Origin of the sequence: Streptomyces sp. NPDC007088 (assembly GCF_042869355.1) — a bacterium.
GTDB lineage: Bacteria > Actinomycetota > Actinomycetes > Streptomycetales > Streptomycetaceae > Streptomyces.
In genome coordinates, this window is record NZ_JBIAFO010000013.1 from 33,911 (window position 1) to 55,378 (window position 21,468).

General features: G+C 73.7%; 20 protein-coding genes. 8 read left to right on the forward strand and 12 right to left on the reverse strand.

Annotated features, from left to right (window positions below; translation table 11 throughout):
* Positions 1-47: 47 nt before the first annotated feature.
* Positions 48-1,097 carry an NAD(P)-dependent alcohol dehydrogenase gene (locus tag ACFYMP_RS21200; RefSeq protein ID WP_388859746.1) on the reverse strand — a complete coding sequence of 350 codons (1,050 nt, stop codon included), beginning with the start codon at positions 1,095-1,097 and terminating at the stop codon, positions 48-50.
* 227 nt (positions 1,098-1,324) lie between these two features.
* Between ACFYMP_RS21200 and ACFYMP_RS21205 the strand changes: the two genes are divergently transcribed.
* On the forward strand, positions 1,325-2,332 hold the full coding sequence (locus ACFYMP_RS21205) for a helix-turn-helix domain-containing protein (RefSeq protein ID WP_388859749.1): 1,008 nt from the start codon (positions 1,325-1,327) through the stop codon (positions 2,330-2,332).
* A 105-nt stretch (positions 2,333-2,437) separates the two neighbouring features.
* On the opposite strand, the gene ACFYMP_RS21210 is transcribed toward ACFYMP_RS21205, so the two are convergent.
* The 3 genes from ACFYMP_RS21210 to ACFYMP_RS21220 all read right to left on the reverse strand — a co-directional run bounded on the left by ACFYMP_RS21210 (position 2,438) and on the right by ACFYMP_RS21220 (position 6,045).
* A complete protein-coding gene (locus ACFYMP_RS21210; protein WP_388859752.1) occupies positions 2,438-3,121 on the reverse strand; it encodes an ABC transporter ATP-binding protein in 684 nt (227 codons plus the stop codon).
* Between the two features lie 53 nt (positions 3,122-3,174).
* Positions 3,175-4,644, reverse strand: coding sequence for an ABC transporter permease (locus tag ACFYMP_RS21215; RefSeq protein WP_388859755.1), 1,470 nt, complete (start codon positions 4,642-4,644; stop codon positions 3,175-3,177).
* Between the two features lie 147 nt (positions 4,645-4,791).
* Positions 4,792-6,045, reverse strand: a complete 1,254-nt coding sequence (locus tag ACFYMP_RS21220) for an Ig-like domain-containing protein (protein WP_388860136.1) — start codon at positions 6,043-6,045, stop codon at positions 4,792-4,794.
* Between the two features lie 413 nt (positions 6,046-6,458).
* On the opposite strand from ACFYMP_RS21220, the gene ACFYMP_RS21225 reads away from it, so the two are divergent.
* Positions 6,459-6,809, forward strand: a complete 351-nt coding sequence (locus ACFYMP_RS21225) for a hypothetical protein (protein WP_388859757.1) — start codon at positions 6,459-6,461, stop codon at positions 6,807-6,809.
* Positions 6,810-6,863: 54 nt separating this feature from the next.
* On the opposite strand, the gene hutH is transcribed toward ACFYMP_RS21225, so the two are convergent.
* The 5 genes from hutH to ACFYMP_RS21250 form a co-directional block, all read right to left on the reverse strand.
* Entirely contained in the window at positions 6,864-8,423 is a 1,560-nt protein-coding gene (gene hutH / locus ACFYMP_RS21230; RefSeq protein WP_388860139.1) for a histidine ammonia-lyase, read from the reverse strand.
* A gap of 107 nt (positions 8,424-8,530) precedes the next feature.
* Positions 8,531-9,685, reverse strand: coding sequence for a diguanylate cyclase domain-containing protein (locus tag ACFYMP_RS21235; protein ID WP_388859760.1), 1,155 nt, complete (start codon positions 9,683-9,685; stop codon positions 8,531-8,533).
* A 61-nt stretch (positions 9,686-9,746) separates the two neighbouring features.
* Entirely contained in the window at positions 9,747-10,547 is an 801-nt protein-coding gene (locus ACFYMP_RS21240) for an enoyl-CoA hydratase/isomerase family protein (protein WP_388859763.1), read from the reverse strand.
* 94 nt (positions 10,548-10,641) lie between these two features.
* Positions 10,642-12,000 carry an adenylate/guanylate cyclase domain-containing protein gene (locus ACFYMP_RS21245; protein WP_388860142.1) on the reverse strand — a complete coding sequence of 453 codons (1,359 nt, stop codon included), beginning with the start codon at positions 11,998-12,000 and terminating at the stop codon, positions 10,642-10,644.
* 70 nt (positions 12,001-12,070) lie between these two features.
* The gene (locus ACFYMP_RS21250) at positions 12,071-12,937 is read right to left on the reverse strand and encodes a biotin--[acetyl-CoA-carboxylase] ligase (RefSeq protein WP_388859765.1); all 867 of its coding nucleotides are present in this window, start codon (positions 12,935-12,937) and stop codon (positions 12,071-12,073) included.
* Positions 12,938-13,192: 255 nt separating this feature from the next.
* Here ACFYMP_RS21250 and ACFYMP_RS21255 point away from each other — a divergent pair, with 255 nt between their 5' ends.
* The 4 genes from ACFYMP_RS21255 (at position 13,193) to ACFYMP_RS21270 (ending at position 16,127) form a co-directional block, all read left to right on the forward strand.
* Complete coding sequence (locus tag ACFYMP_RS21255; RefSeq protein ID WP_388859768.1) at positions 13,193-14,809, forward strand: acyl-CoA carboxylase subunit beta; 1,617 nt, start codon at positions 13,193-13,195, stop codon at positions 14,807-14,809.
* 174 nt (positions 14,810-14,983) lie between these two features.
* On the forward strand, positions 14,984-15,193 hold the full coding sequence (locus ACFYMP_RS21260) for an acyl-CoA carboxylase epsilon subunit (protein ID WP_388859770.1): 210 nt from the start codon (positions 14,984-14,986) through the stop codon (positions 15,191-15,193).
* 84 nt (positions 15,194-15,277) lie between these two features.
* On the forward strand, positions 15,278-15,412 hold the full coding sequence (mmpB, locus tag ACFYMP_RS21265) for a morphogenic membrane protein MmpB (RefSeq protein WP_388859773.1): 135 nt from the start codon (positions 15,278-15,280) through the stop codon (positions 15,410-15,412).
* A gap of 64 nt (positions 15,413-15,476) precedes the next feature.
* Positions 15,477-16,127, forward strand: a complete 651-nt coding sequence (locus ACFYMP_RS21270) for a Maf family protein (RefSeq protein WP_388859776.1) — start codon at positions 15,477-15,479, stop codon at positions 16,125-16,127.
* Here ACFYMP_RS21270 and ACFYMP_RS21275 read toward each other — a convergent pair.
* Positions 16,105-16,587, reverse strand: coding sequence for a hypothetical protein (locus tag ACFYMP_RS21275; RefSeq protein ID WP_388859779.1), 483 nt, complete (start codon positions 16,585-16,587; stop codon positions 16,105-16,107). The two genes, ACFYMP_RS21270 and ACFYMP_RS21275, sit on opposite strands and share 23 nt — an antisense overlap.
* Before the next feature lie 441 nt (positions 16,588-17,028).
* Between ACFYMP_RS21275 and ACFYMP_RS21280 the strand changes: the two genes are divergently transcribed.
* Together ACFYMP_RS21280 and ACFYMP_RS21285 are read left to right on the forward strand one after the other, a co-directional pair.
* Positions 17,029-18,801 carry an acetyl/propionyl/methylcrotonyl-CoA carboxylase subunit alpha gene (locus ACFYMP_RS21280; protein WP_388859782.1) on the forward strand — a complete coding sequence of 591 codons (1,773 nt, stop codon included), beginning with the start codon at positions 17,029-17,031 and terminating at the stop codon, positions 18,799-18,801.
* Positions 18,802-18,929: 128 nt separating this feature from the next.
* Complete coding sequence (locus ACFYMP_RS21285; RefSeq protein WP_388859785.1) at positions 18,930-19,589, forward strand: TetR/AcrR family transcriptional regulator; 660 nt, start codon at positions 18,930-18,932, stop codon at positions 19,587-19,589.
* 25 nt (positions 19,590-19,614) lie between these two features.
* Here the strand turns inward: ACFYMP_RS21285 and ACFYMP_RS21290 are convergent, their stop codons facing one another.
* A complete protein-coding gene (locus ACFYMP_RS21290; protein WP_388859788.1) occupies positions 19,615-20,328 on the reverse strand; it encodes a DUF4328 domain-containing protein in 714 nt (237 codons plus the stop codon).
* 171 nt (positions 20,329-20,499) lie between these two features.
* Entirely contained in the window at positions 20,500-21,468 is a 969-nt protein-coding gene (locus ACFYMP_RS21295) for a DeoR/GlpR family DNA-binding transcription regulator (protein ID WP_388859791.1), read from the reverse strand.

Consider the following 21,468-nt stretch of genomic DNA (forward strand, 5'->3'; position numbering starts at 1 on the left):
CCCTCGCCCTGCCGGTGGCCGGTGGCCGGTGGCCGGTGGCCGGTGGCTCAGATCGTCGCCGTGTCGATGACGAAGCGGTAGCGGACGTCGCTGGACTGGACCCGCTCGTACGCCTCGTTGATCTGCTGCGCGCCGATGAGTTCGATCTCCGCGCCGATCCGGTGCTCCGCGCAGAAGTCCAGCATCTCCTGGGTCTCGGCGATCCCGCCGATGGCGGAGCCGGCCAGGGTCTTGCGGCCCGCGATGAGCGAGAACATGTTGACGGAGTTCGGCTCCTCGGGGGCGCCGACGTTGACGAAGGCCCCGTCGACCTTGAGCAGCCTCAGGTACGCGTCGATCGGGAGCGGGGCGGAGACCGTGGAGACGATCAGGTCGAACCGGGCGCGCAGCTCCGTGAAGGTGGCCTCGTCGCTGGTGGCGTAGTAGTGGTCGGCGCCCAGTCGCAGGCCGTCGTCCTTCTTGCGCAGCGACTGGCTCAGGACGGTGACCTCGGCGCCCATGGCGTGCGCGATCTTGACGGCCATGTGCCCGAGCCCGCCGAGGCCGATCACCGCGACCTTCTTGCCGGGACCCGCGTTCCAGTGCCGCAGCGGGGAGTACGTGGTGATCCCGGCGCACAGCAGCGGGGCCGCCTCGTCGAGGCCGAGGCCCTCGGGGATGCGCACGGCGTAGTTCTCGTCGACGACGAGGTGCGTGGAGTAGCCGCCGTAGGTGGGGTCGCCGTTCTTGTCGCGGCCGTTGTACGTGGCGGTGGAGCCGTTCACGCAGTACTGCTCCAGGCCCTGCTCGCAGTACTCGCACGCGCGGCAGGAGTCGACGAAGCAGCCGACGCCGACGTGGTCGCCCACGGAGTACTTCGTGACACCGGGGCCGACCTCGCTGACGACTCCGGCGATCTCGTGGCCGGGGACCATCGGGAAGATGCCGGTGCCCCAGCCCTCCTGCACCTGATGGATGTCGGAGTGGCAGATGCCGGCGTACTTGATGTCGATGAGGACGTCGTGCTCGCCGACCGGACGGCGCGCGATGGTGGTGCGCTCCAGGGGGGCCTTGGGCGCGGGGGCGGCGTAGGCGGGGACGGCGGTGGGGCTGGTCATGCCTGGGATGCTCCAGAGGTAGTCAGAGGACGGGGGCGGGGCCGGCGGATCGCGCCGGTCCCCTTCCTCCTCCACCCTGCCCGATCGTCCCGCGGACACCCAGGCCCCCCTTGTACGTACGACCGCCGTGCGTACCACCAGCGGGGACACGTTCCCGGCCCGGAACGGGGAAGGGGCCGGTCCGGGCGCGGGCCCGGGGTTCGCGCGGCCTTCGCCATACTGGGGGTATGAGCAGCCTTCCGTCCGCGTCCGCGCCCGCCTCCCCCTCCGTCGGCCCCGGCGGCGCGCTGGACCCGAAGGCGGAGCTGAGCGAGTTCCTGCGCGGCCGCAGGGCCCGGCTCAAGCCGCAGGACGTGGGGCTGCCCGATCTGGGCCGGCACCGCAGGGTCCCGGGGCTGCGCCGGGAGGAGCTGGCGCAGCTCGCCGGGGTGTCCGTGGCGTACTACACGCGGCTGGAGCAGGGCAACGGCCGCAACGTGTCGGCGGAGGTCCTGGACGCGATCGCGCGGGCGCTGCGGCTGTCGGACACCGAACGGGAGCACCTGCTGCACCTGACCCGGTCCGGGGCCCACGCGAAGAAGAAGGGCCGGTTGCGGCCCCAGCTCCTGCGCCCGGCCGTCGGGACGCTGCTGGAGTCGATGGAGAGGGTCCCGGCGTACGTCATGGGCCGGCGTACGGACATCCTCGGCTGGAACCGGCTCGCGAGCGCGGTGTTCGGTTTCGGCGCGCTGCCCGAGGAGCGGCGCAACTACGCGCGCCTCGTCTTCCTGGAACCCTCGATGCGGACGCTGTACGCGGACTGGGAGGCGAAGGCGGCCGAGACGGTGAGCGCGCTGCGGGTGTACGCCGGGCAGTGCGTGGGCGACCCGGAGCTGTCGGTGCTGGTCGGGGACCTGTCGGTGCGCAGCGAGGACTTCCGCCGCCTGTGGGCGGCGCACGAGGTGCGGGATCTGGGGTTCGGCGAGAAGGCGCTGAACCATCCGCTGGTGGGCCCGCTCACGCTGTCCTTCGAGCGGCTGCGGCTGCCGGACGATCCGGCGCAGTCGCTGATGGTCTTCCACGCCGAGCCGGGCTCGGCCTCCGCGCAGGCGCTCCGACTGCTGTCGAGCTGGGAGCCGGGCCCGAAGGCGGGGAGCGCGGGCCCGGGTGCCCCGGAGGCGGGAGCGACGACGGACACGGGCCCCGGCGCCCTGGGACCGGGGCCGGACACCTTGCGGGGACGCCCGGCCCGCTGAAGGACTTCGCCGCGACGCGCCCGGCCCGGTGGACCGTGACCAGGCGCCCGGCCCGCTGAGTCCCCTCGCGTCGCGCCGGGCCCCGCCCGCCCCCGCCGAACCGGGTCAGGCCCCCGTCCGCTCCCGCAGGGTGATCCTCCCCTTCCTGAGGGTCGCGAGGCGCGGGGCGCGGCGGGCGATGCCGCTGTCGTGGGTGACCATGACGAAGGTCAGCCCGTGTTCCTTCCAGAGCCCTTCGAGCAGTTCCATGATCTCGTCGCGCATGGACTCGTCGAGGTTGCCGGTGGGTTCGTCGGCGAGCAGCACCTTGGGGTTCTTGACGAGGGCGCGGGCGATCGCGACGCGTTGCTGCTGGCCGCCGGAGAGTTCGGAGGGCAGGTGGCCGAGGCGTTCGCCGAGGCCCACCGAGCGCAGCGCCTCGGCGGCCCGTTCGCGGCGTTCCGCGGTCTTGACCCTGAGGGGGACGAGGGCGGTCTCGACGTTCTCGTGGGCGGTGAGCGTCGGTATGAGGTTGAAGCTCTGGAAGACGAATCCGATCGCGTCGCTGCGGACCCGGGTCAGGCGGGCCTCGCTGAGCCGCGCGAGATCGGTGCCGTCGAGTTCGACGCTGCCGGAGGTGGGCCGGTCGAGGCCGCCGAGGACCTGGAGGAGGGTGGACTTCCCGCCTCCGGTGGGGCCCTGGATGACGAGCCGGTCGCCGTCGCCGATGGTCAGGTCGACCCCGGCGAGCGCGTCGACGGTCTCCCGGCCCCGGCGGTACTGCTTGGTGACACCGCGAAGCTGATACATGCTGCTTGCTGCCTTCTGCGAAGGGGGACGAGGGGGCTGGCTGCGGGGCGGGGCTACTCGACGCGGCGCAGGGCGTCGGCGGGCCGCAGCCGGGAGGCGCGCCAGCCGCCGAAGGCGCCCGCGACGAGTCCCCCGGCGACCGCGAGGCCCACGGCGAGGGCGACGGTCGTGCCGGAGACGGGGGCGCTCAGCGAGATGTCGAGGGCCTTGCCCGCGGCCTGCCGGCCGGGCCCGCCGCCGAAGCCACCGCCCCCGAACCCGCCCGCGCCCCGGCCGGAGCCGGCGCCCGCGCCGAGCTGGGCGGTCAGGGTGGGGCTGACGGCGGTCACGACGTACGCGGCGAGCAGTCCGACGGCGATGCCGAGGGCGCCGCCGACGAGGCCGTTGACGACGGCCTCCCCGACGACCTGTCCGGTGACCCGGCGGCTGCGCCAGCCGAGCGCCTTGAGGGTGCCGAACTCGCGCACGCGGCGGCCCACGGCGGACACGGTGAGCAGTCCGGCGACGAGGAAGGCGGCGGCGAGCACCACGACGGACAGCCAGCGGCCGACGCTCGTGGCGAGCGAGGAGGCGGTGGACAGCGAACCGGACACGGTGTCGGCGAGGTCGGCGGAGGTGGTGACGGTCGTCCCCGGGACGTTCTTGCGGATCGCGGACTTGACGCTGTCGATCCGCTGCGAGCCGGCGGCCTTGACGTAGACGGTGGTGACCTTGTTCTTGGCGTCCGCGAGGCTCTGCGCCCTCTTCAGCGGTACGTACACGTTGGCGGCGGCGTCCCCGCTGTCGGCGGTCGCGATGCCGACGACGGTGAACTTGGTGCCGTGCACGGTGAGTTTCGAGCCGGTCGAGAGCTTCTTCTCCTTCGCGTAGGCGCTGTCGACGATCGCGGAGGCCGCGTCGGCGTCCTTCGCGGTGAAGCCGCGCCCCTGGGTGATCTTCGAGGAGGTCAGCGGGCCGAGCGCGGGGTGCGCGACGTCGGCGCCGTACACGGAGTAGGAGTCGACGTCGAACTGGGCGCCGCCGCCCTCCACCCGCCCCTGGGGCCGGCCGGAGGAGCCGCCGGGCCCCTGGCCGCCCCCGGCGCCCTGCTCCTGCCGGAACTCGCCGCGTTTGAAGGAGCCGTTGACCTTCATGACCTGGAGGCTGAGCCCGCCGACGGCCTCGGCGACGTCGCGCTGGGCGCCGACCTCGGTGACGGTGGAGGAGGCGAGGGTCTGGAAGCCCTGGACCATCACGCGGTCGCTGCTCTGCTCGGCCTCGTCCCCGTCGTCCTTGGCGTCGAAGTCGAAGCGCGGGCGGCCCCCTCCTTCACCCTCCTTGGGCGGGGTGGCCGCCTTGGTGACCGTCATGTCGGTGCCGAGCCCGTACAGGGACTGGAGCACCTTGTCCTGCGCCTGGCTCATCCCGGCGGCCACCGAGTTGACGACGATGACCAGGGCGATGCCGAGCGCGAGGCCCGAGGCGACCACGAGGGCGGCCTTTCTGCGGCGGCGCAGTTCGCGCCGCAGGTAGGTGAAGAACATGCGCTGACCGTAGGGAGGACTCCTGACGGCCGGTTAAGGAGGGCATAAGAGGACGATGAGAAGGTGGTCGCGCACGAGCGAGGGCGGCGGCCCCCTCGTCCGTGAGGGGACCGCCGCCCTGTGCGTCGCGACCGGGGTGGAGCCGGATCAGACCTGCGAACCGGCCTTCCACTGCGCCCAGTCGAGGTTCCAGCCGTTGAGGCCGTTGTCCGGCGGGATGGTCTTGTCGCCGGTGTTCTTGACGACCACGACGTCACCGACCATGGAGTTGTCGTAGAACCAGGCGCCCGGGGTGTTCGGGTTGTTCGCGCCCTTGGCGTCCTGGATGCCGACGCAGCCGTGGCTCGTGTTGGCGTTGCCGAAGATCGACGGGTTGCCCCAGTAGTTGCCGTGGATGAAGGTGCCCGAGGTCGACAGACGCATCGCGTGCGGCACGTCCTTGATGTCGTACTCGCCCTTGCCGTCGTCGTCCGTGAAGCCGACGGAGGCGCCGTCCATCCGGGTCTCCTTGAACTTCTGGGAGATCACCATCTGGCCCTCGTACGTCTTGTTCTCCGGGGAACCGGCCGAGATCGGGATGGTCTTGATCGTCTTGCCGTCCCGGGTGACCTTCATGGTCTTCGTGGCGGCGTCGACGGTCGTGACCTGATTGCGGCCGATCTTGAAGGTGACGGTCTTCTGCTGGACGCCGTAGACCCCGTCCGCGCCCTCGACCCCGTCGAGCTTGAGCTTGAGGGTCACGGTGGAACCGGCCTTCCAGTACTGCTCGGGCCGGAAGTCCAGGCGCTGGTTGTTGAACCAGTGGCCGACGACCTCCTGCCCGGAGTCGCTGGAGACGCTGATCCCGGACTGCACGGCCTTCTTGTCGGTGATGCCCTTGTCGAAGTTGATCGACACGGGCATGCCGACGCCGACGGTCGAGCCGTCCTCGGGGGTGAAGTTGCCGATGAAGCTGTTCTTCGGGGACACGGTCGTGAAGGAGCCGTTCTCGTGGGCGACCCTTCCGTCCTTGTCCTTGGCGGCGGCGACGACCTTGTAGGTCGTGGACCGCTCCAGCTGCTCGCTCGGCTTCCAGCTCGTCTTGTCCGAGGAGAACGTGCCGGGCACGTCCTTGCCGTCGGCCGACTTCACGGACACCGTGGTCAGGGTGCCCTGCGCGACACTCACCCGGGCGGCGTTGTTGATGCTCGCCGCGGAGCTGCCGTCCTTGGGGGTGATCTTTATTCGCGCGACGGACGCCTTCTCCGCAGCGGCCTTGTCGACCTGCGACTGCGACTTCTTGCTGCCGTCGGAGCCCGAGCCCCCGTCGTCGTCACCGCCGCCGCAGGCCGAGAGCGCAAGCACTCCACCCAGTACGGCGGACGCCGCGGCGAGCCCCTTGCGCCGCTTGCTGACCGTCATCACACGCTTCTCCATCGTCGCCGAATCCCCTTGGTTTCCCGGGGTGCCCGGGCCGCCAGGGTCCGTTTCCGCGGTGGCCGTACGGCCGGCCCACGGAAATCCCCCATCCCTGTCTACAGCACCCGTCCGGTTCGTCCGATTCCCCGATCTCGCGATGTGGGGAATGCCACGCCCCGGAGGTCCCCCCAGGTCACTCCAACTCCTGAGACGAGGATCTCCGGTGCGCGGTTGCCGTATTCGGGATCGCGTTTCCGCACAGGGCCAGAGCAAACCGCACAAGTGCGGTTCCTGCCAAATCGGGGCAAGCCGGGAGGCCGGGCGGCCCCGCGGACCGTACGGCTTTCGCGGCACGGCCCGTGGTCACTACCATCAGCCCACGCCAACCCTCCAGCGTCACAAGGGAGATCACCCACGTGTCGTCCGTCGCCCGTAGGTCCCTGTTGACCGCCACGGCCTCGGGCGCCCTGCTCGGCGCCCTCTGGTTCGTCCCCTCCGCGCATTCCGCCCCCGCCACCGAGCGGCCCGCGTCGACCGAGCTGACCCGGACCGGGAAGGTGGCCGACTCGGCGCCGGCCCCGGCCGCCGGGGGGACGGCCGTCACGCGGGCCGCGCACACGCGGGCGGCCACGGCCGCCACGGACGGTGACCGGCTGGCCGACACCGGCGGGGTGGACACGACCCCGTATCTCGTCGGCGGGCTCGCCTCGCTCGGTATCGGCGCCGGTTTCGTCCTGCACTCGGCGCGCCGCTCCCGCGCGCTGTGACCCCCGCGCCCGTGCCGCGCCCCGGAGCACGGGGCGCGGCACGGGCGGCCCGGTTCAGGCCAGCGGTCCGGTGACCGACTCGGCGGCGGCGACCACTCTGCCCTCGCGCACGAAGACCTCGGCGGCGGCGAGGTCGGGGGCCAGGTAGCGGTCCGGGCCGGTGCCGCCGACCCCGGCGGCCCGCGCCGCCTCGGTCACGGCGCGCGAGGCGGGGGCGGCGCTCAGCTCCCCGTCGGCGGTCCGCAGCTCCTGGGCCCGGGTCGCGGCGAACAGCTCGACGGCGACGACCCGCGCGAGGTTGTCGACGGCCGTCCGCAGCTTGCGCGCGGCCGACCAGCCCATCGACACGTGGTCCTCCTGCATCGCGGAGGACGGGATCGAGTCGACGGAGGCGGGGGCGGCGAGCCGCTTCATCTCGCTGACCAGGGCGGCCTGCGTGTACTGGGCGATCATGAGCCCGGAGTCGACCCCGGCGTCGTCGGCGAGGAACGGCGGCAGCCCGTGCGAGCGGTTCTTGTCGAGCAGCCGGTCGGTACGGCGCTCCGCGATCGAGGCGAGGTCGGCGGCGGCGATGGCGAGGAAGTCCAGGACGTAGGCGACGGGGGCGCCGTGGAAGTTCCCGTTCGACTCCACGCGCCCTCCCTCGGAGCCGAGATCCAGGACCACCGGGTTGTCCACGGCGGCGGCCAGTTCCCGCTCGGCGACCGTACGGGCGTGCGCGAGGGTGTCGCGCCCGGCGCCGGCCACCTGCGGGGCGCAGCGCACCGAGTAGGCGTCCTGCACGCGCGGCGCGTCGTCCTGGTGGTGCCCGGTGAGCTGGGAGCCGGCGAGCACCTTGAGCATGTTCGCGGCGCTCGCGGACTGCCCCGGGTGCGGCCGGATCGCGTGCAGTTCGGGCGCGAGCACCCGGCCCGTCCCGAGCAGCGCCTCCAGCGACAGGGCGGCCGTGACATCGGCGGAGGTGTAGAGCCGCGCGAGGTCGTCGAGGGCCATGAGCAGCATGCCGAGCATGCCGTCGGTGCCGTTGAGGAGCGCCAGGCCCTCCTTCTCGCGCAGCTCGACGGGCTTGAGCCCGTGCGCCTCCAGCAGCTCCCCCGCCGGGCGCGTGACCCCGTCGGGGCCCTCGGCCTCGCCCTCGCCCATGAGGGCCAGGGCGCAGTGGCTGAGCGGGGCGAGGTCCCCGGAACAGCCGAGCGAGCCGTACTCGTGGACGACCGGGGTGATCCCGGCGTTGAGCAGGTCCGCCATGGCCTGCGCGACCTCGGGCCGTACGCCGGTGTGTCCCGAGCACACCGTCTTGAGCCGCAGGAACATGAGCGCGCGCACGACCTCCCGCTCGACGCGCGGGCCCATCCCGGCGGCGTGCGAGCGCACGATGTTGCGCTGGAGCCGGGCCCGCAGGTCCGGGGCGATATGGCGGGTGGCGAGCGCGCCGAAGCCGGTGGAGACGCCGTAGACGGGTTCGGGCTTGGCCGCGAGCGCGTCGATGATCTCCCGCGCGCGGGCCAGGGCGGTGAGGGCCTCGGCCCCGAGTTCGACCCGCGTGGTGCCGCGAGCCACGGAAACGACCTCGGCCGGGGTGACCCCGGAGGTGCCGAGCACGACAGTGTGCATATTCATATTCAGGAGCCTACGTAATGAATCCGAAGGAGCGTAGTCCCCACCGGCCCGTCAGGAGGGCCGGTCCGCCGTCCGGGGACAGCGGACCGGCCGTCCGGCCGCTACTGCCTCCGCCCTCGGATGCGGCGCCGCTCCCCCGCCGCGACCCCGGCCGAGGCCACCTCGTCCGCGAGGCGTACGACCGGGTCGTCGTCGCCCTCGCGCCCCGCCACCACCGGCCACCGCGACCCCGCCGCCTTCGCCTCGTACTGCGCCGCGTCGGCCAGCCGGAAGAGGCGGCGCGCGGAGCGCACCTCGCCGATCATGTCGCCGGTCGAGGCGACCCCGCAGGCGACTCCGTCCCCGTGCTCCAGCGCGTAGGCGCGTTCGCACAGCTCCTCGGCGACCGCGACGACCTCCTCGGCGCGGGGCCCGACGCTCAGGACGCAGAACTCGTCGCCGCCCAGCCGCGCGGCCAGCGCCCCCGGCAGGCGGGCCGCGCCCCGCGACAGGACGCAGCCGAAGCGCTCCAGGAGCTGGTCGCCCACCGCGTGGCCGTAGGTGTCGTTGACCCGCTTGAGCCCGTTGAGGTCGCACACGACGAGGCTCACGACGGCGCCCTCCGCGCGGTGCCGCTCCACGGCCTCGTCCAGGCGCGTGTCCACGAGGCGCCGGTTGGCGAGCCCGGTGAGCGGGTCGGTGAAGGCGAGCCGCCGCGCCTCCTCCAGGCGTTCGAGCTGGGCGAGTCCGGCGGCGACGACGGCGGCCAGGACGGTCGCGAGTTCCGCGTCGGCGTGGTCGAAGACGGGCTCGCCGGGCGCCCGCGCCACGTACAGCTCGCCCCAGGCGCGGCCGGCCATCACGAGCGGGGCGACCACGCAGCAGCCCCGGCCCCGGCGGCGCAGCGCGGCCACCCGCTGGTGGCAGTACCCGGCCGCCGCCCCGCCCGGCGGGCCCTCGGCGGTCTCGACCCAGGCCTGCGGTTCGCCGCCGGCCACCCAGCGTTCGTGCAGGAACTCGGTGATCTCGGGGAACGCGTGGACCGGGTACGTCTCGTCCCGCGGGAACTCCTCCTCGTCCGGGGCCCGCTCCCCCGCGTTGACGAGGACCTTGAGCCGCCCCGGCGCCCGTTCCCACACGGAGAGCGCGGCGAAGTTCCCCGACAGCACCCGGCTCGCGCCTTCGGCGGCGGCGCGCCAGGTGTCCTCGGGGCTGCGCGCGGCGGCCATGGCGCGGGCCAGTTCCACCACGGCCCTCAGCCGCAGGTCGTCTCCCATGAGCCCCACTGTAGGAAGATTGTCGCACTTACGCGGCTCGCAAGGTCACCGAGAGTCACCTTCACTCGCCGGGCCACTGCGGCTTGCGCTTCTCGTTGAAGGCGGCCACCCCTTCGGCCCGGTCGCCGGAGAAGGCCACCGAACGCCAGGCCGCGTCCTCGACCTCCAGGCCCGCCCGCAGGTCGAGGCCCTGCCCCAGGCGCAGAGCGCGTTTGGCGGCGCGCAGCCCGACCGGGGAGTGCGCGGCGACACGGGCGCCGAGGGCGAGCGCCTCGGCGCGGTCCCGGCCCTCGGCGACGAGCTGGTCGACCAGGCCGAGCCCCCGGGCCTCCTCGGCGGGGACGCGGCGGGCGCTGAAGACGAGTTCGGCGGCGCGGGCCGCCCCGACCCGCCGGGGCAGCAGCTGGGTGCCGCCGCCGCCGGGGATGACGCCCACGGACACCTCGGGCAGGCCCACGACCGCCGTGAGATCGGCGACGATCAGGTCGCAGGACAGGGCGATCTCGAAGCCCCCGCCGAGCGCGAACCCGTGTACGGCCGCGATCGCCGGCACCGGGAGTTCCAGGACCGCCGTGTAGGCGGCGCGGGTGACGGGCCGCTGGCGCAGGAGTTCCGCGTCGCTGAGGCCGTTGCGTTCCTTGAGGTCGGCGCCGACGCAGAAGGCCCGCTCGGCGGTGGAGGTCAGGACGACGGCCCGTACCTCGCGGTCCTCGCCGAGCGCGGCGCACGCGGCGGTGAGGGAGCGGGCCATGGCGGTGGACACCGCGTTCATGGCGCGGGGCCGGTCGAGGACCAGCTCGGCCACGTGCCCGTCCCGTCGTACCGCGACGAACTCCCCGTACCGCTGCTCCCGCTCCGCCATGTCCCCGACCTCCGTACGCACGCCTGTGAACGACCGTTTACCCGGCCGATCATGGCAGGAGAGCGCCCCGGGGCACCAGGGGTGCGGCCCGGGGTCAGTCGCGCCGGGTCAGCAGCCAGGGCTCGACGACGCCGAGGCCGCGGACCGGGCGCTGCCACATCGGCTGGAGCGCGAACCGGTAGGCGGGCGGCTGTTCGCCCTCCTTCTCGGCTCGCGCGGCGGCCTCGGCGGCGGCCGCCTCGGAGACGGGGGCCTCGCCGGTGCGGGTCAGCTCCTCGGCGAAGGCGGAGTCGACCAGGATCGCGTCCTTGGGCGCTATCGAGGTCAGGCGGCTCGCGAGGTTGACGGTCGTGCCGAAGACGTCGCCCATGCGGGTCGCGACGGTGCCGAAGGCGATGCCGACGCGCAGTTCGGGCATGGTCTCGTCGCCGGACAGGGTCTCTATGAGGCGCAGCGCGATGTCGGCGGCGGTCCCGGCGTCGTCGGCGGCGAACAGGACCTCGTCGCCGAGGGTCTTGATGAGCCGGCCGCCGCGCGCGGCGACGAGGTCGGCGGAGGTCGTCTCGAAGGCCTCGACGAGTTCGCCGACCTCCTCCTCCTCCATACGCCGGGTGAGCCGGGTGAAGCCGACGAGGTCGGCGAAGCCGATGGCCAGGCGCCGGTCGACCATCTCGTCGTCGTCGGTGACCTGGACGACGCGGCCGGTCGCGGCGGCGAGCTGGCGCCGCCAGACGTAGACGAGGAACTCCTCCAGCTCGGGCAGGAGCAGTTCCATCAGCGGATAGGTGACCTCGGTGCGGGTCATTCCGGGCTCGGGGGGTTCGGTGAGCCCTTCGAGGAAGGAGTCGATCTGCCACTCGGCGAGCCGTGCGGTGGTCTGCCCGGTGGAGCGGGCGACCTGGACGGCCATGGCCTCGCTGAGCAGCCCCGCCTCGACCAGTCCGGCGAGGCGGCGCAGGGCCAGTACGTCGGCCTCGGTCAGCGCCTTGGCCTGGCCGATGTCGGCGAAGCCCATGGCCCGCCAGAACCGCGAGGCCAGTTCCATGGAGACACCGGCGGTACGGGCGGCCTGGAAGGGGGTGTAGCGGCGTTCCGCGCCGAGGATGAGCTGTTCGAGGCGCAGGGCGAGCGGATCGTCCTCGGGGGGTTCGGGGACCCGGTGCGCGCCGGGCGCCGTGGTGCCCGCCTCGGCGCGGTCCACGGCCCGGTCGCCGGTCCACTCGCCGAGGGTCCGGGACGTGGCGCGCGCGGGTGGCTCCGGGGTGCCCTCGTCCTCGTCCTCCTCGGCGCCCGCGCCGCCCTGCCCGGCCGCGTCGAAGGCGCGGGAGTCGGTACTGGGATCGCCGGTGTCCGCTTCGGAGGCGGCCGGGGTGGGCGAGGGGGACTCCGCGCGGCTCTCGCCGCCGGAGGCGGGGGACGTGCCCGCACCTGAGCCCGAGTCGTCGACGGTCACTGCCTGCGCCCTTCCCATCTGTCGCGGGTCTCCCCGACCGCGCCCCACGATACGGCAGGTGTGCCGTGGCTCACTCGCCGCCCGACCGGCCCGGTCGCCCGGCCGGGGGCCCGGTGGGGCGCAGATGGACGATGTCCCCCGCGCCCACGGGTTCGCGTACGCCCTCCTCGGTGGCGAGGACGAGGCGGCCGTCGCCGTCGACGGCGACGGCCTCGCCGAGCAGGGAGCGGTCACCGGGCAGTTCGGCGCGCACCTCGCGGCCGAGCGTCGAGCAGCCGGCCGCGTACGCCTCCTGGAGCCGGGAGGCGGCGGGGTCGCCGTCGGCGGCGCGCCAGTCCGTGTACCACTGCTCGACGGAGCGCAGGACGGAGCGCAGGAGCGGGTCGCGGTCGGTGGTGAGGGCTCCGGCGAGGGCGAGCGAACCGGCGGCCGGGGTGGGCAGTTCCGCGGCGCTCAGCGAGACGTTGATGCCGACGCCGACGACGACGGCCCCGTCCCCGGCGCCCTCGGCGAGGATGCCGGCGGTCTTGCGCTCCTGCCCGTCGATGGTCAGCAGCAGGTCGTTGGGCCACTTGAGGGCGGTGTCGACTCCGGCCGTGCGGGTCAGGGCGGCGGCGACGGCGACCCCGGTGAGCAGCGGCAGCCAGCCCATGCGGTGGGCGGGTACCTCCGGCCGCAGCAGCACGGAGAAGAACAGCCCGGAGCGGGCCGGCGCCGTCCAGCGCCGGTCGAGGCGTCCCCGGGCCCGCGTCTGCTCCTCGGCGACGAGCACGGCCCCCTCGGGCAGGGCGGCGGCGCGGGCCACGAGGTCGGAGTTGGTGGACCCGGTGGCGGCGACCACGTCGAGCGAGGTCCACAGACCGCCCTCGCGCAGCAGCCCGCGCCGCAGGGAGCGCTCGTTGAGCGGCGGACGCCCCAGATCGGAGAAGGAGTTCATCTCCCTACCCAAACACGGAAACCACGGGGCCCCGCGTACCGTCCCGGGCCCGTCCGCCGCGCGGAGTGTGGCGAACGCCGCACCGCCGACCCGGCGCGGCCGCGGATAACCTACGGGCCAGTAGCGAAGACCCGGTAGCAGTCCGTAGCAAAGCCCAGCAGCCGGCAGCCAGCAGCCAGCAGCCAGCAGCCAGCAGCCAGCAGCCAAGACAACGTCAGCCCGCCGCCAGGCGCACCGCACTCAGGGAGCCGCACGATGTCCGAGCCGGAAACCGCCCCCGCGTCGGAGACCAGCCCCGTGACCGACGCCACCACCACCGCCGGCAAGATCGAGGATCTGCGGCGCCGGGTCGCGGAGGCCCGTACCCCCGGCTCGGCCCGCGCGGTCGAACGCCAGCACCAGAAGGGCAAGCTGACGGCGCGTGAACGCGTCGACCTGCTGCTGGACGAGGACTCGTTCGTGGAGCTGGACGAGTTCGCGCGGCACCGCTCGACCAGCTTCGGGCTGGAGGAGACCCGCCCGTACGGCGACGGCGTGGTCACCGGGTACGGGACGGTGGACGGCCGTCCCGTCGCGGTGTTCTCGCAGGACTTCACGGTGTTCGGCGGGGCGCTGGGCGAGGTCTTCGGGCAGAAGATCGCGAAGGTCATGGACTTCGCGCTGAAGAACGGCTGTCCGGTCGTCGGCATCAACGACTCGGGCGGCGCGCGCATCCAGGAGGGGGTGAGCGCGCTCGGCATGTACGGCGAGATCTTCCGCCGCAACACGCACGCCTCGGGGGTGATCCCGCAGATCAGCCTGGTGGTCGGGCCGTGCGCGGGCGGGGCGGTGTACTCCCCGGCGATCACCGACTTCACGGTCATGGTCGACAAGACCTCGCACATGTTCATCACGGGGCCCGACGTGATCAGGACGGTGACGGGCGAGGACGTCGGCTTCGAGGACCTGGGCGGGGCCCGCACCCACAACGCGACCTCGGGCGTGGCCCACCACATGGCGGCCGACGAGAAGGACGCCGTCGAGTACGTCAAGTCGCTGCTGTCGTACCTGCCGTCGAACAACCTGAGCGAGCCGCCCGCCTTCCCCGAGGAGGCCGACCTCGCGGTGAGCGAGGAGGACCGGGAGCTGGACACCCTCGTCCCGGACAGCGCGAACCAGCCGTACGAGATGCGCACCGTCATCGAGCACGTCCTGGACGAGGGCGAGTTCTTCGAGACGCAGGAGCTGTTCGCGCCGAATCTCGTGACGGGTTTCGGCCGGGTCGAGGGCCGCCCGGTGGGGGTGGTCGCGAACCAGCCGATGCGGTTCGCGGGCTGCCTGGACATCGACGCGAGCGAGAAGGGCGCGCGCTTCGTGCGCACCTGCGACGCCTTCAACATCCCGGTGCTGACCTTCGTGGACGTCCCCGGTTTCCTCCCGGGCGTCGACCAGGAGCACACGGGCATCATCCGGCGCGGCGCGAAGCTCATCTACGCGTACGCCGAGGCGACCGTCCCGCTGATCACCGTCATCACCCGGAAGGCTTTCGGCGGGGCCTACGACGTGATGGGCTCCAAGCACCTGGGCGCCGACCTCAACCTGGCCTGGCCGACCGCGCAGATCGCCGTCATGGGCGCGCAGGGCGCGGTCAGCGTCCTGCACCGCAGGACGCTGGCGGAGGCCCCCGAGGAGGAGCGCGAGGAGCTGCGCGCCCGGCTGGTGCGGGAGTACGAGGAGGCGCTGCTCAACCCGTACTCGGCGGCCGAACGCGGCTACGTGGACGCGGTGGTGCTCCCCTCGGACACCAGGGCGCACATCGTGCGGGGCCTGCGTCATCTGCGTACGAAGCGGGAAACCCTCCCTCCGAAGAAGCACGGCAACATCCCCCTGTAGGCGTCCGGAACACCCGGAACGTCCGGCACACCTGAGGCGAGTGAGCCAAAGGGCGCGTGGGTGTCCAGAGAGCCGTCGCGCGCAGGCCCGACGAAGGAGGGCCGAGCACGTCGGCTCTCCCGACACCCACTGAGGCACCCGGAGGCGAACCGAGCCCCGGAAGAAGGAGCAGCGGTGATCAAGGTGGTGCGGGGCAATCCCAGCCCCGAGGAGCTGGCGGCGGCGCTCGCCGTCGTACGGGCGCGCGCGGCGGCCGCGAGCGCCGGGGAGGGTTCCGGGGCGCCGTCCGGCCCGGGTGCCTGGTCGGACCCGGCGCGGCTGGCGGCGCACCGGCTGCCCGCGCCGGGCCCCTCGGCCTGGGTCCGCTCGGCCTGGCCGCGCTGAGCGGGGCGCGGCGCGGGCCCGTGCGGCGTGGTTGAGTACGCGTACTCAGGCGCGCCGTGCGGGGCCGGCCGCAGCATCGGAGGCATGTTGTGGTCCGATCCGCGTGACGAGCCGCCCGAGGAGTTGCGCACCGCCGAGCGGATGCTGCGCCGGGCGGGTTTCGTCGTGGCTCTCGCGATGGTCCTCACGATGGGTGTGATCGGGCTCGGCCTGCTCTGACGCCCTCCGGCGTCCGGGTGCCGGCCGTTTTCGGGCCTCGCGCGCGGCGGCCTACGATCGGGCCATGACCCCTCCCAGCGAACCGGCCGACGTGAGCGCGGCCCCCGGCTCCGCGGCCCGTCGGCGGCTCGTGCTCGCCTCCCAGTCCCCCGCCCGTCTCGGCCTGCTGCGGCAGGCCGGCCTCGCTCCCGAGGTGATCGTGAGCGGGGTCGACGAGGACGCGCTGTCCGCGCCCACCCCCGGTGAGCTGGCCCTGCTGCTGGCCGAGGCGAAGGCCGAGGCGGTAGCCGCGCGGCCGGAGGCGGCGGGGGCGCTCGTGGTGGGCTGCGACTCGGTGCTCGACCTCGGCGGCGCGGCGCTCGGGAAGCCGGCGGACGCGGCAGAGGCGAGGGCCCGCTGGCAGGACATGCGGGGCCGCTCGGGCGCGCTGCGCACCGGCCACTGCGTGATCGACACGGCGAGCGGGGCCCGCGCCTCGGTCACCCGCTCGACCACGGTCCGCTTCGGTGAGCCCTCGGACGCGGAGATCGCCGCGTACGTCGCGAGCGGTGAACCGCTGTACGTGGCGGGGGCGTTCACGCTGGACGGGCGTTCCGCGCCGTTCGTCGAGTCGATCGAGGGTGATCACGGCAACGTGATCGGCCTGTCGCTGCCCACGCTGCGCCGGCTGCTGGCCGAGGTGGGCACCGGCATCACGGAGCTGTGGACGGACTGACCCCGGGCGCGGCGGGGTTCCCGTCCTCGCCGCTCGCGAGCCCGGGGTCGTCACCGGGCCGTCCCCCGGCGGCCCGGTTCTCCGCGAGCAGCAGCCAGACGAGCAGGCCGAGGACGAGGAGCAGGAAGACGGGCACGGCGGGCCCGGTGAGCGCGAGGGCGAGCGCGGCGAGCACCCCGTGCGCGACGGCGGCGACGATCAGCAGGACCCGTCCGGTGCGCCCGGGGACGCGGTGGCGCAGGGCGCACAGCAGGGCGACGGTCGCGCACAGGGCGAGGAAGAGCCCGGCGACCACGGCGAGCGCGTAGGTCAGGTCGACGACGAGGCCGGGATCGGTCCCGGCGAGGGACATCGCCTGGTTGTCCACGACCGTGCCCAGCGTCAGGCACAGCAGGATCACCCCGAGGGTCTCGGCCAGCAGCGAGAGCGCGGTCACCCACGCCACGGCAGTGCGCGCCACGACACCCTCACCCGCTTCCGCTGTTACCGCCAGTACGTCCGGGTCCCGCCGTACGTTACTTATGGGTAAAGGCCTCGGCAAGGGCTGTGCGGGGAGCAAAGAAGTCCGGTCTCTTTAGTGGGGAGTCCACAAAGAAACCCGCCGCCTCGCGGTCATGGCGGACAGAGACCTTCCTCACCTCGCGCGGCTAGGCTGACGGGAGAAGCAGCCGTGCGCTCCCCGTGACAGGGGTTTTCGGGGAGAGCGGGAGACCACGGGCGCGTTCTGTGGGCAAGCTCACTTCCGGGTGCCGCTCGCCGCCGCGTGTCGGCAGTCCCTAAACTCGGCGTGTTTGAGTGAGTCTTCCCATGGCCCGCGGCGGCTCGCCGGAACCCTTCGGCGCGAGTCCGGATGGGTCCCGGGGAACGTCCCCCGGGACGAGACAGCAAGGAGGGAGCCATCGTGCGCAAGGTGCTCATCGCCAACCGTGGTGAAATCGCCGTCCGCGTCGCCCGTGCCTGCCGGGACGCGGGTATCGCGAGCGTGGCCGTGTACGCAGAGCCGGACCGGGACGCCCCGCACGTCCGCGCCGCCGACGAGGCGTACGCCCTGGGCGGTGACAGCCCGGCGACGAGCTACCTGGACATCGCGAAGGTCCTGCACGCGGCCGAGGAGTCCGGCGCCGACGCCGTGCACCCCGGCTACGGCTTCCTGTCGGAGAACGCCGAGTTCGCCCAGGCCGTCCTGGACGCGGGCCTGACCTGGATCGGCCCCCCGCCGCAGGCCATCCGCGACCTCGGCGACAAGGTCGCCGCCCGCCACATCGCCCAGCGCGCGGGCGCCCCCCTCGTCGCCGGCACCCCCGACCCGGTCAGCGGCGCCGAGGAGGTCGTGGCCTTCGCCCGGGAGCACGGCCTGCCCATCGCGATCAAGGCGGCCTTCGGCGGCGGCGGGCGCGGCCTCAAGGTCGCCCGCACCCTCGAAGAGGTCCCCGAGCTGTACGACAGCGCGGTGCGCGAGGCGGTCGCCGCCTTCGGCCGCGGCGAGTGCTTCGTGGAGCGCTACCTCGACCAGCCCCGGCACGTCGAGACCCAGTGCCTCGCCGACCAGCACGGCAACGTCGTGGTCGTCTCCACCCGCGACTGCTCCCTCCAGCGCCGCCACCAGAAGCTCGTCGAGGAGGCTCCCGCGCCGTTCCTGAGCGAGGCCCAGGTCGCCGAGCTGTACTCCTCCTCCAAGGCCATCCTCAAGGAGGCCGGTTACGTCGGCGCGGGCACGGTCGAGTTCCTCGTCGGCAACGACGGCACGATCTCCTTCCTGGAGGTCAACACCCGTCTCCAGGTCGAGCACCCGGTCACCGAGGAGGTCTCCGGGATCGACCTCGTACGCGAGATGTTCCGCATCGCCGACGGCGAGGAACTGGGTTACGACGATCCCGAACTGCGCGGCCACTCCTTCGAGTTCCGCATCAACGGCGAGGACCCGGGCCGCGGCTTCCTGCCCGCCCCCGGCACCGTCTCCCTCTTCGCCCCGCCCTCCGGTCCCGGTGTGCGCCTGGACGCCGGGGTCGAGACGGGCTCGGTCATCGGCCCCGCCTGGGACTCCCTCCTCGCCAAGCTGATCGTGACCGGCGCGACCCGCGAGCAGGCGCTGCAACGCGCGGCCCGCGCCCTGGACGAGTTCCGCGTCGAGGGCATGGCCACCGCGATCCCCTTCCACCGCGTGGTCGTGCGGGATGCGGCCTTCGCCCCCGAACTCACCGGCTCCAGCGACCCGTTCACGATCCACACCCGCTGGATCGAGACCGGGTTCGTCAACGAGATCAAGCCCTTCGCGGCCCCCTCGGACGCCGACGCGGACGAGGACGCGAGCCGCGAGACGGTCGTGGTCGAGGTCGGCGGCAAGCGGCTGGAGGTCTCGCTGCCCTCCTCGCTCGGCATGTCGCTGGCCCGTACCGGTCTCGCGGCGGGCGCCAAGCCCAAGCGCCGCGCGGCCCGCAAGTCGGGACCGGCCGCGTCCGGCGACACGCTCGCCTCGCCCATGCAGGGCACGATCGTCAAGGTCGCCGTCGAGGAGGGCCAGGAGGTCAAGGAGGGCGAACTCGTCGTCGTCCTGGAGGCCATGAAGATGGAGCAGCCGCTCAACGCGCACCGCTCCGGCACCGTCAAGGGCCTGGCCGTCGAGGTCGGCGCCTCCCTCACCTCGGGCGCGGTCATCTGCGAGATCAAGGACTGACACCGGTCCGCGAACAGTGTGACGGCGGGCGGCACCCGGACAGACCGGGTGCCGCCCTTCCTCGTCCCCCGGGGCCGGCCCGCTCGTGATGCGATGCTGTGGACGCACGCGAGCGACGGAGGACGAGGATGGCCGCACCACCCGAACCGGACCCCGCCCCGGCCCGGACGGCCCCCGGGGAGGGCTCTCAGGAGGGCGCCCGGGACAGCTCCCGCCGCTTGCGCGCCGACGCGCGGCGCAACTACGAACGGCTGCTCGCCGAGGCCCGTACCGCCTTCGCGCGGGCCGGTACGGAGGTCTCGCTGGAGGACATCGCGCGCCGCGCCGGAGTCGGCATCGGCACGCTCTACCGGCACTTCCCCGACCGGTACGCCCTCATGGAGGCGGTGTTCGCCGCCGGGATCGGAGCGCTGCGCGCCGAGGCGGAGCGGTTGTCCGCCGATCCCTGCCTGGAGGCGAGCGAGGCGCTCGCCGCGTGGCTGGGCTCCTACGTCACGTACGCCACGGCCTACGGCGGTCTCTCCGGCGCCCTCGCCGAGCAGGGCCGTATGACCTCCTGTCACGACGTCCTGTCGGGGGCGGCGGCGCTGCTCCTGGTCCCCGCGCAGCGGGCCGGCTCGGTCCGGGCCGCCGCGAGCCCGCGCGAGGTCCTGCTGCTCACGACGGCCGTGGCCTGGGCGGCGGAGCGACTCCCCGAGGGCGACGAGGAGGGGCGGGACAGGCTCCTGGCCCTCCTGCTCGACGGCCTGCGTACGGGCCACCGGCCGCCGCCGGGCCGGCCGGGCTGACGGGCCGGCCCCGGCGGCGGCTCCCTCAGTCGCGCCCGGAGCCGGCCCCCCGGCCCCGGTGCGCCACCCCGTCCTGGTCGCGGCTGAGCGCGAGCACCACGAGGGCGGCGAAGACGGCGGCGACGATGATCACGGCGTCGTTCAGGAGCGCGCCGCCGAAGGCGGTGTGCACTTGGTCGACGGCCTCGGTGTCGTCCTGCGTGAGCCCCCGGCCGCTGACGGTCGTGCTCCACAGCCACAGCAGCCACCACACGTTGACGTACCACGGAGTGCGCCGCTCCTCGGGCGCGAGGCCGTCGCGCGCCCCCGCGCGCCACACGTCCACGACCACGCCGCGCGGGAACCACAGGCTGACCACCGGGACGAACCAGCCGAGCAGCATCCACACCCTGCGGTAGCGCTGGGCGCCGGGGGCGAGCACGTCGGCGTTGTCGCGGGCCTGTCGCAGCCACAGCAGGAAGGTCAGGGCGCTCAGCAGCAGCGTCACCGTGTAGGCGCCGTCCAGCCAGTGGTAGGTCTGCTCCAGCGAGGTGAGCGGCGGGTGGTAGCCCTCCTCCCGCTCGCTCTTGGGGAGGTACGCCACGGTCTCGTTGTGCAGCCGGAACTGCCACACCACCATGACCAGGCGCGCGAGCACGACGAGCCCGAGCGCCCCGGCCGCGGTCCAGGCGTGCGGGCCGAGCGCGGGCAGGGAACGGGCGGCGCCGGGTGGCGGGTTGCGGGAACCGGTGAGCGTCATGGGGGCCTCCACGACCGGGGATGGCGGCCCGGGGAAGGCCGGGGGACGGTTGCGGACGGACCGCCCGCGCGGGCCGCCCGTCCCCCTGCAAGACCCCTGGCGCGGCCCGGTGGTTCCCCCGCGGAACTCCCGGGTCCGCGGTCGGCCGGGTTCGGCGCCGTACCGCCCCGTTCAGCGCCGGCGCAGATCGCCGACGCGGGCGCGTTCGCCGCCCGGCCCCTGGTCCCCGGCCGTCGCGGAGCCGCGCAGCGGTCCCGGCGGGCCGCCCTGGGCGTGTGCGCGCCGCTGGCCCGGCAGCGGTACGTCACGGCCCTGGGCGCGGGGCTGCTTGCGGGCCTTGCGCTCGGCTCCCGGTTCGGCGGGCGGCCGGGAGGGCGGGGGCTGGGCCCCGGCGACGGAGATCTGCACGCCCTGGTCGGCGAGGGCCTGGAGTTCGGTCGCGGCGCGTTCCTCACCGGGGTGCGGTTCGTCCGTGACCAGCCGGGTGATCAGCTCCGTCGGCACCGTCTGGAACATCGTGTCGGTGCCGAGCTTGGTGTGGTCGGCGAGGACGACGACCTCCGCGGCGGACTGCACGAGGGCGCGGTCCACGCTCGCCGAGAGCATGTTGGAGGTGGACAGCCCGCGTTCGGCGGTGAGGCCGCTGCCGGACAGGAAGGCCCGCGACACGCGCAGCCCCTGGAGGGACTGCTCGGCGCCGCTGCCCACGAGCGCGTAGTTGGAGCCGCGCAGGGTGCCCCCGGTCATGACGACCTCCACGCGGTTGGCGTGCGCGAGGGCCTGCGCGACGAGCAGGGAGTTGGTGACGACGGTGAGGCCGGGCACCCTGGCCAGCCGTCTGGCCAGCTCCTGGGTCGTGGTGCCGGCGCCGATCACGACGGCCTCGCCCGGCTCCACGAAGCCCGCGGCGAGATCGGCGATGGCGGTCTTCTCGGCCGAGGCCAGCCGGGTCTTCTGCGGGAAGCCCGACTCGCGGGCGAAACCGCCGGGCAGCACGGCCCCGCCGTGCCGGCGGTCGAGGAGCCCTTCCGCTTCGAGTGCCCGCACGTCCCGCCGTACGGTCACTTCTGAGGTCTGGACGACGCGGGCCAACTCCCGGAGCGATACCGCCCCGTTGGCGCGCACCATTTCGAGGATCAT